Annotated in this window: 15 protein-coding genes and 1 riboswitch; of the genes, 13 read left to right on the forward strand and 2 right to left on the reverse strand. The window is 53.8% G+C overall.

What is annotated here, in order from left to right:
* Positions 1 to 23: 23 nt before the first annotated feature.
* Positions 24 to 521 (reverse strand): sulfurtransferase, encoded by a 498-nt coding sequence (locus tag KQJ23_RS04125; RefSeq protein ID WP_216477419.1) that lies wholly within the window; start codon positions 519 to 521, stop codon positions 24 to 26.
* A gap of 238 nt (positions 522 to 759) precedes the next feature.
* Here KQJ23_RS04125 and KQJ23_RS04130 point away from each other — a divergent pair, with 238 nt between their 5' ends.
* On the forward strand, positions 760 to 1,683 hold the full coding sequence (locus tag KQJ23_RS04130; RefSeq protein WP_216477420.1) for a DMT family transporter: 924 nt from the start codon (positions 760 to 762) through the stop codon (positions 1,681 to 1,683).
* A gap of 25 nt (positions 1,684 to 1,708) precedes the next feature.
* Here KQJ23_RS04130 and KQJ23_RS04135 read toward each other — a convergent pair whose 3' ends face one another.
* Positions 1,709 to 1,921, reverse strand: coding sequence for a hypothetical protein (locus KQJ23_RS04135; RefSeq protein WP_216477421.1), 213 nt, complete (start codon positions 1,919 to 1,921; stop codon positions 1,709 to 1,711).
* Positions 1,922 to 2,114: 193 nt separating this feature from the next.
* On the opposite strand from KQJ23_RS04135, the gene KQJ23_RS04140 reads away from it, so the two are divergent.
* The 12 genes from KQJ23_RS04140 to purS all read left to right on the forward strand — a co-directional run bounded on the left by KQJ23_RS04140 (position 2,115) and on the right by purS (position 14,005).
* Entirely contained in the window at positions 2,115 to 2,705 is a 591-nt protein-coding gene (locus KQJ23_RS04140) for a hypothetical protein (RefSeq protein ID WP_216477422.1), read from the forward strand.
* A gap of 240 nt (positions 2,706 to 2,945) precedes the next feature.
* The gene (locus KQJ23_RS04145) at positions 2,946 to 5,069 is read left to right on the forward strand and encodes a DNA topoisomerase III (protein WP_216477423.1); all 2,124 of its coding nucleotides are present in this window, start codon (positions 2,946 to 2,948) and stop codon (positions 5,067 to 5,069) included.
* A 111-nt stretch (positions 5,070 to 5,180) separates the two neighbouring features.
* Positions 5,181 to 5,318 carry a hypothetical protein gene (locus KQJ23_RS04150; RefSeq protein ID WP_216477424.1) on the forward strand — a complete coding sequence of 46 codons (138 nt, stop codon included), beginning with the start codon at positions 5,181 to 5,183 and terminating at the stop codon, positions 5,316 to 5,318.
* Positions 5,319 to 5,506: 188 nt separating this feature from the next.
* Positions 5,507 to 5,770, forward strand: coding sequence for a DUF1294 domain-containing protein (locus KQJ23_RS04155; RefSeq protein ID WP_216477425.1), 264 nt, complete (start codon positions 5,507 to 5,509; stop codon positions 5,768 to 5,770).
* 109 nt (positions 5,771 to 5,879) lie between these two features.
* A complete protein-coding gene (locus tag KQJ23_RS04160) occupies positions 5,880 to 6,314 on the forward strand; it encodes a universal stress protein (RefSeq protein WP_216477426.1) in 435 nt (144 codons plus the stop codon).
* 147 nt (positions 6,315 to 6,461) lie between these two features.
* A complete protein-coding gene (locus KQJ23_RS23905; protein WP_216477427.1) occupies positions 6,462 to 7,628 on the forward strand; it encodes a winged helix-turn-helix domain-containing protein in 1,167 nt (388 codons plus the stop codon).
* 105 nt (positions 7,629 to 7,733) lie between these two features.
* Entirely contained in the window at positions 7,734 to 9,023 is a 1,290-nt protein-coding gene (locus KQJ23_RS04170; RefSeq protein ID WP_216477428.1) for an MFS transporter, read from the forward strand.
* Between the two features lie 345 nt (positions 9,024 to 9,368).
* A riboswitch (purine riboswitch) is annotated at positions 9,369 to 9,470 on the forward strand.
* A 243-nt stretch (positions 9,471 to 9,713) separates the two neighbouring features.
* A complete protein-coding gene (gene purE, locus KQJ23_RS04175; RefSeq protein ID WP_216477429.1) occupies positions 9,714 to 10,217 on the forward strand; it encodes a 5-(carboxyamino)imidazole ribonucleotide mutase in 504 nt (167 codons plus the stop codon).
* On the forward strand, positions 10,214 to 11,467 hold the full coding sequence (gene purK / locus KQJ23_RS04180) for a 5-(carboxyamino)imidazole ribonucleotide synthase (protein ID WP_216477430.1): 1,254 nt from the start codon (positions 10,214 to 10,216) through the stop codon (positions 11,465 to 11,467). Before purE ends, purK begins: the two co-directional genes overlap by 4 nt.
* On the forward strand, positions 11,464 to 12,759 hold the full coding sequence (purB, locus tag KQJ23_RS04185; RefSeq protein ID WP_216477656.1) for an adenylosuccinate lyase: 1,296 nt from the start codon (positions 11,464 to 11,466) through the stop codon (positions 12,757 to 12,759). Before purK ends, purB begins: the two co-directional genes overlap by 4 nt.
* A gap of 33 nt (positions 12,760 to 12,792) precedes the next feature.
* The gene (locus tag KQJ23_RS04190; RefSeq protein ID WP_216477431.1) at positions 12,793 to 13,689 is read left to right on the forward strand and encodes a phosphoribosylaminoimidazolesuccinocarboxamide synthase; all 897 of its coding nucleotides are present in this window, start codon (positions 12,793 to 12,795) and stop codon (positions 13,687 to 13,689) included.
* A 70-nt stretch (positions 13,690 to 13,759) separates the two neighbouring features.
* Positions 13,760 to 14,005, forward strand: a complete 246-nt coding sequence (purS, locus tag KQJ23_RS04195) for a phosphoribosylformylglycinamidine synthase subunit PurS (protein WP_044477180.1) — start codon at positions 13,760 to 13,762, stop codon at positions 14,003 to 14,005.
* Position 14,006 lies beyond the last annotated feature (1 nt).

Consider the following 14,006-nt stretch of genomic DNA (forward strand, 5'->3'; position numbering starts at 1 on the left):
TTGGAAGCGGAACATGCCTTTGTTCAGTTGCCGGGCAGACCTAGCGCCCGGCCAATCTCTGCGTCCGCAAGCAGATCGCTGCGGACGCTTGGCGTGAACGACGCCGGCACCACAATGCGCCGGGCGTCGTCCACAGGGAAGCCGCCTGCAATCCAGGCGGCGAACCCCCCGTCCATGACCGTGACCAGGTCATGGCCCAGCCAGCGCAGCAGCGCCCATAGGCGTGCTGCGCTCCTGCCGTCCGAGTCGTCATAGGCTACGACTCGGACGGCATTGCCAATGCCGGCGCGACCCAGGGTCAGCGCCAGCTCCTCCGGCCGCGGCAGCCCGTCGCGGCCATCGCTGTCCGGAGCGGACAAGTCCCGCTCCAGATCAAGATAGACCGCCCCTGGTATGTGGGCGGTCTCGTAGGCCAGCCGTCCGGCTTCCGGTTCTCCGGACTTGAACCGGCAATCCGCGATGACGAGATCGGGCTCGTACATTCTTGCAAGCACCCATCTGGGGCTTACCACAGCTTCCATATTATTTTCCTCCCTAAATTAGCGATACAATGAAGTCCCAGGCTTTGTCTGTATGCGACTGAATTCACTCCCGGACTGCACGGAATTCCCCTCTAAAAATAGCAGTTGCCGTTCCATCAACAGCTCAGCTATACTATGGAGCGGACTATAAAGTTGAACTAAACTTTAGTTCAACTTTATAGAACCACGAAGAAAAGCACCAAGCTGTACTATGCGATGAGAGGAACCTGATGAATTAATGAATTCCGCCACGAAAGCTTCACTCAAGTATCAAATCCTGTTTGTAATCGGCATTATTGCGATTTCGTTCTCGTCGATCTTCATCCGATGGTCAGACGCCGAGGCGTCGGTGATCGGTATGTATCGGCTGTTCTTGACGAACCTGATTATGCTGCCGTTTGTATGGAAATCCCGTAAAGAGATGTTTTCTCTAACCGGAAGACAATGGGGCTGGCTGCTTCTGTCGGGAACGCTGCTTGGCCTCCATTTTCTGTTCTGGATCGGCTCCTTGTCCTATACAACGGTAGCCAGCTCCACGGTGATTTTAACGCTGGAACCGATTTTGGTCGTCATTGCTTCCTATTTTCTGTTCGGCACACGAATCAACCGGACCATGATGCTCGGCATCGGACTGGCCCTGATCGGATCAATCGTTATTGGTGCAGGCGATTTTCAGGTATCCGGATCGGCGCTGCATGGTGACTTGCTATCCTTGCTGGGAACATTTGCAGTAGCGGCCCATATGCTGGCAGGCAAGCAAATATTGCAGAGCATGAGCGCGTTTGTCTACAATTTCTGGGTGTTTTTCACGGCTGCCTCGCTGCTGGCCGTTTATAATCTTGTTCAAGGCTATACCTTCACCGGATACTCGCCCAAGGAATGGGGAGTCTTCTTGCTGCTTGCGGTCGTTCCTACCTTGTTCGGACACTATCTCTTTAATTGGCTGATGCAGTATATGAGCGCTTCCGCTGTATCCATGGCAGTACTGGGGGAACCGGTTTTCGCTTCTTTGCTGGCCTGGTTATTGCTTAAAGAAAGCCTGTCGGGGCTTCAGCTTGGAGCCGGGGTGGTTATTTTGGCTGGAGTATGGCTCTTTATTACTTATAACAAGGAAGCGCCGAAGCCGGCGGCAGAACCTGAGCGACATAGGAAATCTGCCTGAAGCCGGGTGAATGCTTTGTTTCTCTTTATTTTTTGACCTCAAAAAATTGACAGTCACGGCGTGAGTGATAGGTAATATCGCTCACGCTTTTTTGCGTGATGACCGTATCTCCATCGAGCCGGATAATGACCGTCCCGTTTTCCACCAAATGCTGTCCTTCGAATACCCGAATACGGAGCTGGCGCTGAAGCGCGTCTTCAAAATCCTGCTCAGTGAGCAGCTTGCGAACGGTTGGCACAATCGTTGTCTCCTCTGATCCTCAGTTTATTTTCTGACGGCGGAATTCCTTTGCCGCTATCAAGAGCATATCGCCGTCAATTCGCTTTGTCCAGCATGCTGCGCCCAGCCGAAGCGGCCATCACCTACATAGGATGAAGCATGTATCGTCGTGCCAGTAATCAGGCGCGGGTCTGAATGAGGAGGAGATTGAAATGGGGAAAACGAGCGGAAAATCATGCAAATCTGTTCGCCGCAGCGGTCCGAGAAAGCCAACAGCAGCGTTGCTTCGGGTCACGGCAGAGAGCATGCTGCCTTTCCTGCGGACAGTAGCCCGAAACCGCAGGTTCGCCGCAGCCTGGAGCAAAGCAATCGTAAAGGGGGATCTTGACCGGATGATCACCTTGCTTCGTCCGGTTGCTCCAAATTTGATCCGAAACGGACTGGGCACCAACGGGATCGGTTATTTCTTTTCTTGCCCTAAACCTTGGTCGGAGTATAGCTGTGGCACCACGATTCCTCCGGGATCGGTGCAATTTCATTTCAGTCCGGTCATGCATCGGCGGATCGCGGCGTTGTTGATTCCTTATTATCGGCGGTTGCTGAAGCAGCCGGTATATGCGGCCGCGCTTGCCCGCGCCATCCGGCGAGGGGATCAGCACGCAGCGGAACGGCTCATTAAGCGGGAGATTTGTTCTTCTCTGCTTCGCTCCGTCTGTGTGAAGGATGGCGAGCTCCGGCTGACCTTTAAAGCGCGCAAAAGCAAATATGTGTACGCGCATTTGCTCTTTCCGTTTCTGGATTGATGGAGATGGGATGGTATAATGGAGGATAGTCAGGAAAGAGGTAGTTCAAAAAGTCATCTTTTGATCACGAAGTGATCCAAGGGGTTGATTCGGCGTCGAATCTTGCGTTCACCCTAGAAGTCCGGTACTCATGTAGGCGCTGCCTACACTCCGTTCCTCCTTCTTAGGGTTCTCACAACCTTCTCGGTGCTGAAAAGCTGACTTTTTGAACACGCACAGAAAGGAGTGCTTATGTTCGTTATGAAAACTTTGGTGTTAGCGGAAAAACCGTCTGTAGCCCGAGAGATTGCCCGGGTGCTGGGCTGCCGGGATAAACATAAAAGTCATTTGGAAGGTCCGAAGCACGTAGTCACCTGGGCTCTGGGCCATCTGGTCGGGCTCGCGGAGCCGGAGGACTATGACGGGAAATACGGGACCTGGTCGCTGGAGGATTTGCCGATTCTTCCTGGCTCCATGAAGCTGAAGGTGCTGCGGGAGAGCAGTCATCAATATAAGGCGGTCCAGCAGTTAATGCGTCGTCAGGATATCGGTGAGCTGATCGTAGCCACGGATGCTGCCCGGGAGGGGGAGCTGCTGGCACGCTGGATTATGAGCATGGCCAAATGGAATAAACCCTTCAAACGGCTATGGATTTCGTCGCAGACCGACAAGGCGATCAAGGAGGGATTCGCATCCTTGAAGCCTGGAAGCCAGTTTGACCGGCTGTATCAGTCGGCACGCTGCCGGGCAGAAGCCGATTGGATGATCGGATTGAATGTAACCCGCGCCTTGACCTGCAAGTTCGGATCCCCATTATCTGCGGGCCGTGTCCAGACGCCGACGCTGGGTATGATAATGCAGCGGGAGCGGGAGATTACCTCCTTCCGCTCCGAGGAATTTCATTCGCTGCGCGCCGACCTTGACGGATTTGAGGTCTTGTGGCGCGGATCGAACGGCGACTCTAGAATCTTTAATGCAGAGCAGGCTGGACAATTGCAGCGCAAGCTGGAAGGCAAGACCGGCATCATTGTGAAGCTGGCCAAAAGCGAGAAGCAGGTCCCTCATCCGCAAGCCTATGATCTGACCGAGCTGCAGCGGGATGCGAACCGCTATTTGGGCTTTTCTGCAAAGCAGACCTCAAATGTACTGCAGCGGCTATACGAGCAGCATAAGCTGGTGACATATCCGCGGACCGACTCGCGCTATCTGACGACGGACATGGTCGATACCTTGAAGGAACGGCTGACCAGTGTAGCGATAGGCCCGTATGCGTCTTTGGCCCGGCCTTTGCTGCGCAAGCCGCTCCAACCGGGCAAGCGTGTGGTCGATGACAGCAAGGTTACTGATCATCATGCAATTATCCCGACCGAGCAGACAGTACTGCTGAATACGCTGAACACGGAGGAACGGAGATTATATGATCTGATCGTTCGCCGCTTCATCAGCTTGTTCTACCCGCCGGCCCGTTTTGATCAGGTTGCGGTGATCGTGGAGGCAGAGGGCGAGAAGCTGCATGCCAAGGGGATCACGATCAAGGACAGCGGCTGGAAGGCCGTCTATGACGGACAAGCCGGGGGCGAAGAGGACGAGGAGGAAGAATCCGGAGAGGACAGCGGCACCCTGCCGGAGCTGAAGGAAGGCCAGCGCTTGACGATCAAGCGCTGCCGCTTGCTGCCGGGGCGGACTCAGCCGCCAAAGCGGTATACTGAAGCCGCCCTGCTGACCCAGATGGAGAAGCATGGACTGGGAACCCCGGCGACCCGTGCGGACATTATCGAGAAGCTGGTTAGCTCGGATACGATTGAGCGGCAGGGATCTTCACTGCATCCGACGGGCAAAGGCAAGCAGCTTATCGAGCTGGCGCCCGAGGATCTGCGCTCGCCGGAGCTTACGGCCAAATGGGAGGCCGAACTGGAGCGGATTGCGCGCGGACAGGGCAAGCCTGAGCCGTTCCTTGGCGGCATCCGCGAAATGACGATGACGCTCGTGCGTGGCGTGAAGAACAGTGAGGCTACTTATAAACCGCACAATGTCTCGAACAGCCATTGCCCCGATTGCGGCACGCGGCTGCTGGAGAAGAAGAGTAAACGCGGCTTGCTGCTAATCTGCCCGAGCGAGGATTGCGGGTACCGCCGTTCAGGCGAGAAACGGCTGTCGAACCGCCGCTGTCCGCAGTGCCACAAGAAGATGGAGCTGAAGGATGGGAAAGTCGGTCTGTACGTGCAGTGTTTGCCTTGTGGAATTACGGAGACCTTGGACAAGGATTCGAAGCATGTGAACAAACGGGAGCAGCAGAAGCTTGTGAAGCAATACGCCAAGCAGGAATCGCTCGGTAACAACCTCGGCGATCTGTTGAAGGCAGCACTGGAGAAGCAGGACAAATAGCAATTGATGAATGAGGGCTCCACAGAGCTTGCATAAAACGGCAGCCCCTGCGGGAGGATAATGATGGGAAGGAATAGATTTGCATTCTTATTTCCGCAGGAGGTGAAGCTCATGCCGCATCATAAAGCGCGCAAGACAGAGAATCAGCAGAATAAATCCAGTATTCTGGAGGAGAGCATCACGCCCAAGCCGAAAAAGCAAGGCGAGCGTCCAGCCAGTCTGAACGATATTCCGAAGCAGGAATCCTGATAGATTCAGCCGGCAGGTGCAGCAGCATCTCCTAAACGTAAGGCCAGGCCCTTGAGGGTGCCTGGTCTTTTTCTATTTGGTATGCGGAAGAGGTTAGCAGTATAATAGAACTATGAGCACGAGTTCAAAAGGCCGACAACTTTTTGAACAACCTCTTTCGAGGGAGCGGTGAAGGGAGGGGAGCGGTTATGCGGACTGGAATCGTGATATGGTTTGTATTTATTAATTTGGTAGCCTATATCGTCATGTCCGATGACAAGCGCCGGGCCAGACAGCGCAAGGATCGTACGCCGGAAAAAACACTGTTTCTACTGGCGGCTATCGGCGGTGCGCTGGGTATCCTGCTGGCAATGAATATCAAACGTCATAAGACGAAGCATGCCAGCTTCCGGATCGGAATTCCGCTGCTCTTGCTGTTAAATGCGGTGTTGTACGGCTATTTCTTAAGCTGAGACCGGCCGTTAACACGGATACAGACCGGAGGCGATGCCTGGAAAAGTTTCATTCGTTGGGTCAAGGTGTAATGGTTTACATACTTTTAGAGATAAGGGGTGCTGACCTATGTTATTTTCTAAAATTGTTGCCGCCTTCGACGGATCCAAAGCCGCCAACAAGGCACTGGATAAAGCGATTGAACTGGTAAAGCTGACGCCGGGAGCCAGTCTTACGGTTGTTCATGCGTTCGATTTTCCAAGGTTTTATGTAGCGGAAGGCTTCGCGCCGATCCCCGCTTCAGTGAATCAGGATTTCTATAATATGGCGGAGAGTACAGTTAAAGAAGCTGAGGAACGGGTCAAGCAAGCAGGATTAACAGCGAAGGTCGAGTTGCTGCAGGGGCCGCCAGCCGAAGCGCTGCTTGATTATGTGAAGAAGCAGGATTCCGATCTGATTGTTATCGGCAGCAGAGGGCTCGGAGGCATCCGCGAATTTGTTCTGGGCAGTGTCAGTCATAATGTGGTGCAGCATGCGCGTATTCCGGTACTCGTCGTCAAATAAATCATCTTGAATAGAATAGTGATCCGCCTGGATTGCATGGAAAAGCGGGGGGTTCCCCCGCTTTTTTGTTTTAACTATTTGTCTTGTAATATATTAAGATGAATATAATTTGAACCCGCTTCTTGATATAGGAAAGGAAGAATGAACATGGCACAACTTGTTTTTGATCCGGCCGGCTATACGGTGAACGACGGAACGGAAAGCGTGGAATTGCTGGCCAAGGAATTTGCCTTGCTGCAGTTTTTATATGAGCAGCGGGGGCGGGCATTTTCGCGCGAGCAATTGCTGGACCGGGTTTGGGTGCTGGAATATCCGGTAGAGCGGACGGTTGATGACCATATTTACCGTTTGCGCAAAAAGCTTCGCCGTTGGGCGCATGTTCAAATTAACACGATTCGGGGATACGGCTACAGTCTGATCATGGCTGAGCCCAAAGCTTTGGATAATCCCTCTATGCGTGATGAAGAGATCCGGAATGCGGTACGGGGGTTGTTTGAAAAATACCATTTGCTCGGGCAGGGAAAATCTATCGTGGCATTGGCGGCTCAGCGCGAAGTCCTCGGATTTGAGATTGATGCATTTTACCGGAGCTATATCCGGTTTATTCAAGCCGACATCGGGTGGTTTCTGGAAACGGACGAAGTTCCCCCGCGGGAACGTTTTTATTGGTTGCTCCTTCTTTACTGGGCGGGCACGCCAGATTACGTTCGGGTGCTCGATTACTGCGAGGAAGTGCTGAGGCAAGGCCTGATGACTCCGGAACAGCACAGGGAGATGGAAATCCTGAATATTCTTGAGATGTATGCCGATGCCGGCAAGACCAAGAAAGCTATAGAACGATTTGATTCTACTAGGCGCGTAGTGGAGCAAGACGGATTAACCGGTTTTGTCATGCCCGTGGCATTGATGGAGATGTATGTTCATCTGGTGGCCGAAAACTGGGAGGAGGCAGATCAGACTGCTGCCAGACTGGAGCGCTTGCTGGAGAAAGAGCCTTATATTAGAGAAATAGGCCGATTTCGCGTTTTTAAAGGATTGCGGCTTCTTGCGATGGGGCAAGAGCGAGAAGCGGAAGAAAATCTGGATGAAGGCCTGGAGATACTGGGCATGTCTCAACACCAGCCGCTTTATCTAGCTGCTATCAAACAGATTAATCTTTTTTTGCGGCGGCGTGATCACGAGAATTCATTAGTACGCAAATATGCCGGTTTATTTGAGTCCGTACAGAAGGAATACCGTCTATCGACGCTTGGCCCCGCCATGGAAGAATACATTACGGAATTTCTTGGGGCTGGTACGGTCGAAAAGGAGTAATTTATTCCCGTCCCCCATTCTTATCTGATCATTCTCTGATATTCATCGGTTAAGCTGCAAAGAGTGATCACGAAAATGACAGATGAAGGATGGAGGAACCGGTAAATGATATCTGCTTCCCGCTCCGCGCTATGGTCGATCCGCAGTTACAGGAGCATGTTTTCCGCCTATGCGCTCGCTTCGTTCGGAGACTGGTTCGATGCGCTCGCCATTCAGGTCTTGGTAGTTTATCGCTGGGGCATAGATCCGTTCATGATTGCGCTCATTCCGGTATGCATGGCGTTGCCGGCCGTTTTGTTCAGTTCTTTTGCGGGCACGCTGGCGGACCGGATCCAGCAGGCGAAGCTAATGATGCTTTGCGATCTGCTGACCGTTATCCTGACAATCGGCGTGCTGTTCGCCCCAAACTTTTCATGGCTATTGCCTTTGCTGGCGCTTCGGGCCATGGCCGGTGTATTTCATGTGCCGGCTCAACAAGCGCTGACCCGCCGGGTCGTTCCGGCTGATTTATTGCTGCAGGCGACATCTTATAACGGACTGGTTGGTCAGGGATCTAAGGTAGCCGGACCGCTGCTGGGCGCGGTAACGCTCGCTGCCCTGTCTCCTCAGGCATGTATCCTGATTAACATGGGGGCGCGGCTGCTGTCTGCTCTGCTGCTACTGGGATTATGGAAGCTGCCTGATAGTAGAGCTGGTCAAGGGATGGCAATTGCAAAAGGGCAGACTCGAAGACAGAGCTTCTGGGGTGAATGGAAGGAAGGCTGGGCATTCCTTTGGCACCGTAAAGTGGTGTTTCATACCATGATTTTCGGCTTTGTCGGCTTAGCGGCGATCTTGATGGTTGATTATCAATTTCCGACCCTGTTCAAGTCTATTTCTCCCGATAATGAATCGTTGACCGGACAGGTTGTGGCCGTGATTGGAGCGGGTGCCGTGGGCGCGCTTATTGTTCTGAACAAGCTGGGTAAAATCCATTATGCTTGGGGACTGGGCGGAGGCTGCGGATTGATCGGCCTGGGTATTGCCCTGCTGGGGTTATGCCCTCCGGCAAGCCCGCTTTGGCTGTTGTTAGGATTTGGTCTGCTGCTCGGAATCGGCAATGGGACATATATTCTGGTCCAAAATTATATTTTGCAAAAGGAAACTTCGCCGGACGTCGTCGGGCGCGTGTTCGGTATTCAGAATACAATGAACAGTCTCGTGATGCTGACCGCGCCGTTGGTTGGGGGACTATTCATCCGGGCGCTTTCCGTTGGGACGGCCTTCATGTCTATCGGCGTGACGATGGTGGGACTTGGCCTGACAGGAATTTTGCTCCGGCGCTGGCTCTGGCCTCAAACGGAGGGCGAACAAACCGGGACTGGTGTATCCGGAATGAATATGCCCTCCGCTTAAATGTGCTTTTCTATAGCTATCGAATATCGTTGCTGAAGGATCATCACTTTTGTAAAAATACGAACGATATTTTGTCAACAAAAAATTAATGTTCGTGTTTGAGTTGACATCTCTTGTCGGGGATTGTTAAACTAAGAGAGCGCGCGGGAGAACCGCGAATGAGAAAGAAACTTATAGAGGTAGTTTAAATAGTTATCTTTTGATCACGAAGTGTTTCAGGTAGTTGGTTCGACATCGAATCTTGCGTTCACCCTAGAAGTCCGGTACTCATGTAGGTTCGCCTACACTCTGTTCCTCCTTCTTCGGGTTCTCGCAACCTTCTTGGTGCTGAAAAGCTGACTTTTTAAACACGCATTAATATACTCTCGTATAAAGCCGGGGATAGGGCCCGGAAGTCTCTACCCGGAAACCGTAAATTTTCGGACTACGAGTGAATACGTCATAGGAATAGGCTGTTTCTTGCGTTGCCTTGACGGGCTGCGGCCGATAAGGCCGGTTTCGTGCTCGTCAGGGCAAGCGGTGTATTCACAACCGGGTCCGGAACTTCTGAAAATACGTGTATTTTCATAGAGTTCGGGCTTTTCTTTTTTTAGCTCGGGGTAAGAACAGCAATTTCAACCAACCATTTTAATTATAGAAGAAGATTTACGAAAGATTAGGAAACCTAAAGAAAGCGGGTGGATGTCAAGCATGTCAGCACGGGTTGGAGTCATTATGGGCAGCAAATCGGATTGGGAGACCATGTCTCACGCATGCATGGTGTTGGAAGAGCTTCAGGTACCTTATGAGAAAAAGGTTGTATCTGCGCACCGCACGCCGGATCTTATGTTTGAATATGCGGAGCAGGCTGCAGAACGCGGACTGAAGGTAATCATTGCAGGTGCCGGAGGTGCGGCGCATTTGCCGGGGATGGTTGCTGCCAAGACCATGCTGCCCGTAATCGGCGTACCGGTACAATCAAGAGCCCTGCAGGGGCTGGACTCGCTGCTGTCGATCGTTCAGATGCCGGGAGGCATCCCCGTTGCGACGGTGGCGATCGGCAAGGCAGGCGCGATCAATGCCGGACTGCTTGCTGCCCAGGTGCTGGGTGCATTTGACCCGGAGCTGGCTGAGCGGCTCACGGCCCGGCGGGAGCGGATCCGGGATGAAGTGCTTGAGAGCAGCGGCGAGTTGGTGCTGGAGGAGAAGCAATGAGCCGTTTGAGACTGGAGGCGGCAGGACCTCGCCTGGCTCCGGAAGGAGGCGGCGGAGAAGCGCGGGCTAACCTGGATGAGAAGGTAATCGCTCCCGGCTCCACAGTCGGTGTGCTGGGCGGCGGCCAATTAGGGCGGATGATGGCCTTGGCGGGAAGTAATCTCGGCTATCGCTTTGTCACGCTGGACCCGACCCCGGAGTCGCCGTGCGGGCAAGTTGCCCGGCAGATTGTCGCCGGATACGGAGACCGGGCGGCGGCCCAAGAATTGGCTGCTCAAGCGGACGTAATCACATATGAATTCGAAAATGTGGATGCAGATGTAGCTGCATTGCTTGAAGAGCAGTCTTACGTCCCTCAGGGGAGCCGCTTACTCTATACAACGCAGCATCGCTTGCGTGAGAAAGCGGCTATTGAGACGGCTGGCGTGCCGGTCGCTCCTTATGAACAGATTCATAACGAGGAAGGGCTGCGCGGAGCGGCAAGCCGTCTGGGACTACCGGCAGTATTGAAGACCGCGACTGGCGGTTATGACGGAAAGGGGCAATGGGTGATCCGCTCAGAGGCTGAGATTGCCGAGGCGTATGCCACATTGAGTCAGGCGGGCACGGAGCTGGTTTTGGAGCAGTTCATTCCGTTCGAGAAGGAATTGTCCGTGATTGCTGCCCGCAGCCCGCGTGGTGAGATTAAGACTTTTCCCGTTGCCGAGAATATTCATATAGACAATATTCTTCATGCGTCGATCGTTCCGGCCCGGATCGGGTCGGGAGTGCAAGAAGAAGCGGAGGAGCTGGCTTCGCGGATTGCGGAATCGCTTGGAGCAGTAGGGCTGCTGGCGGTGGAGATGTTCCTGACCGGAGACGGAAGGCTGTATGTCAATGAGCTGGCGCCAAGGCCGCATAATTCGGGCCATTATACGATGGAGGCAAATGCGACTTCGCAGTTCGAGCAGCATGTTCGGGCCATCTGCAATTTGCCGTTGGGCGACCCTGGCTTGAGAACACCGGTGGTGATGGTCAATGTGCTTGGCGAACATTTGCAGGCGGTAGAGCAGGCCGTAGCAACCGGACAATGGGGAGAGAGGATGCCGTCCGCGGCTGGCAATCCGGTCATCCCGAAAGTACACTTATATGGAAAGCAAGGTTCTGCGCCGAAGCGGAAGATGGGACATGTCAATCTTTTGTGCAGCAATGTGCAGGACGGGCTGGACTTTATACAGCAAACCAAAATATGGAGGAACCAACAGTTATGATCGAACGTTACAGCAGACCGGAAATGCGGGCCATTTGGACCGAAGAGAACAAGTTTAAGGCCTGGCTTGAGGTGGAGATTTGCGCTTGTGAAGCGTGGGCGGAGCTGGGAGTTATTCCGAAGGAGGATGTAGCGCTGCTGCGTCAGAATGCCACCTTCGATATGGATCGGATTTATGAGATTGAGCTGGAGACGCGTCATGACGTCATTGCCTTTACGCGTGCCGTTTCCGAGAGCTTGGGTGCAGAGCGCAAATGGGTGCACTATGGCCTCACTTCGACGGATGTGGTGGATACGGCGCTTGGTTATCTGCTCAAGCAGGCGAACGAGATTCTGGAACGGGATTTGGTAAGCTTTATCGATATTCTGCGCAACAAGGCAATCGAGTACAAAGATACTGCCATGATGGGACGGACACACGGAGTTCATGCCGAGCCAACGACCTTTGGTCTGAAGATGGCGCTCTGGCATGAAGAGATGAAGCGGAACCTGGAACGGTTCAAGCGGGCAGCCGACAATGTTCAGTTCGGAAAGATCTCCGGTGCGGTCGGCACTTACGCGAACATCGACCCGTTTGTAGAGGAGTTCGTCTGCCGCAAGCTGGGCACGAGCCCGGCGCCGATCTCAACGCAGACGCTGCAGCGTGACCGTCATGCCGAATATATGGCGACCCTGGCGTTAATCGCAACCTCGCTCGACAAGTTCGCCACGGAGATCCGGGCGCTGCAAAAGAGTGAGTTCCGCGAGGTGGAGGAAGCCTTTGCGAAGGGACAGAAGGGCTCATCGGCCATGCCGCACAAGCGCAATCCGATTGGCTGTGAGAACATTTCCGGTCTATCGCGCGTGATTCGCGGGCATATGCTTTCCGCTTATGAGAACGTGACGCTGTGGCATGAGCGCGATATTTCGCACTCTTCGGTGGAGCGTGTGATTTTACCGGATGCAACGATGCTGCTTAACTACATGCTGAACCGCTTCGGCAATATCGTGAAGAATCTGACGGTATTCCCTGAGAATATGAAGCGCAACATGGAGCGCACATTCGGCGTGCCGTTCTCCGGCCGGGTGATGACGAAGCTGATTGATAAGGGCTTCAGCCGCGAGCAGGCATACGATACTGTACAGCCTCGCGCAATGCAGGCCTGGGAGACGCAGCGGCATTTTCGAGACATTATTGAGGAGACGCCGGAGATCACCTCCGTGCTGACCAAGGAAGAAATCGAGGATGCGTTTAATCCATCCTGGCATTTGAAGCATGTGGACACGATTTTCGGCAAGCTTGGTTTGAACTGAGCAGGATAGTAGATACATGGGAGGGGAGCAAGCATGTCAACACCGGCGATTTCCACAGCGGAGGGAATGATTGGGGCCCCGCTGCTTTATAAAGGGAAGGTCCGCGAGCTGTACGATCTTGGGGAGCACTATCTTATTGTCGTAACGGACCGGATCTCGGCCTTCGACTTTGTGCTTGAGCCGGCCGTGCCGGAGAAGGGCAAGGTTCTGAACCGGCTCAGCGCTTATTGGTTCGAGCAGACCGGTCATCTGATCGACAATCATGTGATCCACACCGATGTGGATCGGCTGGAAGGCATTGTTCCGGCGGAGCATCGGGAGGCATTGCGCGGACGAATCATGGTGACCCGCAAGGCTCAGCGCATCGATATCGAATGCGTGGTCCGCGGATACGCGACCGGCGGAGGCTGGCGGCAGTATCAGGAGAGCGGGGAGATTAACGGAATCAGGCTGCCTGAGGGACTGCGTAAGAACAGCAAGCTGGCAGAACCGATCTTCACGCCGGCCGCAAAAAACGATGTCGGGCACGATGAAGACATCCCGTTCGCGAAGATGGCGGAATTGACCGGTGCGGAGCTGGCAGAACAGCTGCGGACCCGCAGTCTGGAGCTGTATAGCTACGCCCGCGAGCGTTGTGAACAGCGCGGCATTGTTCTTGCGGATTGCAAGCTGGAATTTGGCCTGGCGGATGGCAAGCTGATCCTCATTGACGAGATTTTTACCCCGGATGCCTCGCGCTTCTGGGCCGAAGAGAACTATGCGCTCGATATTGAAATCGACAGCATGGACAAGGAACCGGTCCGCACGTATTTGGCCGGCTCGGACTGGGACAAGATTAGCCAGCCGGCTCCGTTGCCGCCGCAAGTTGTGGAGGAGACGACCCGGAGATATAAGGAAATTTACCGGCGTTTGACCGGAGCGGAGCTGTAGCCATTGCAGGGTCAGCCAATCTGTTTTGCGGCATCGCCGCACATACCATGACAAGGGGGAACACGGGAAAATGTTGAAAGCTCGCGTATATGTCACTATTAAGCAAAGCGTACTTGATCCGCAGGGGGTTGCCGTACAGGGGGCACTGCATTCGATGGGATTCAGAGAGGTTGAGGGTCTGAGAATCGGCAAGTATATGGAGATGCAGCTGGACACCGATGACCGCTTTGAGGCGGAAGCCCGGGTCAAGGCGATGTGCGAGAAGCTGCTGGCCAATACAGTTGTCGAAGATTACCGCTTCGAGTTGGAGGGCTGAT

This window comes from Paenibacillus brevis (assembly GCF_018919145.1).
Classification (GTDB): Bacteria; Bacillota; Bacilli; order Paenibacillales; family Paenibacillaceae; genus Fontibacillus; species Fontibacillus brevis.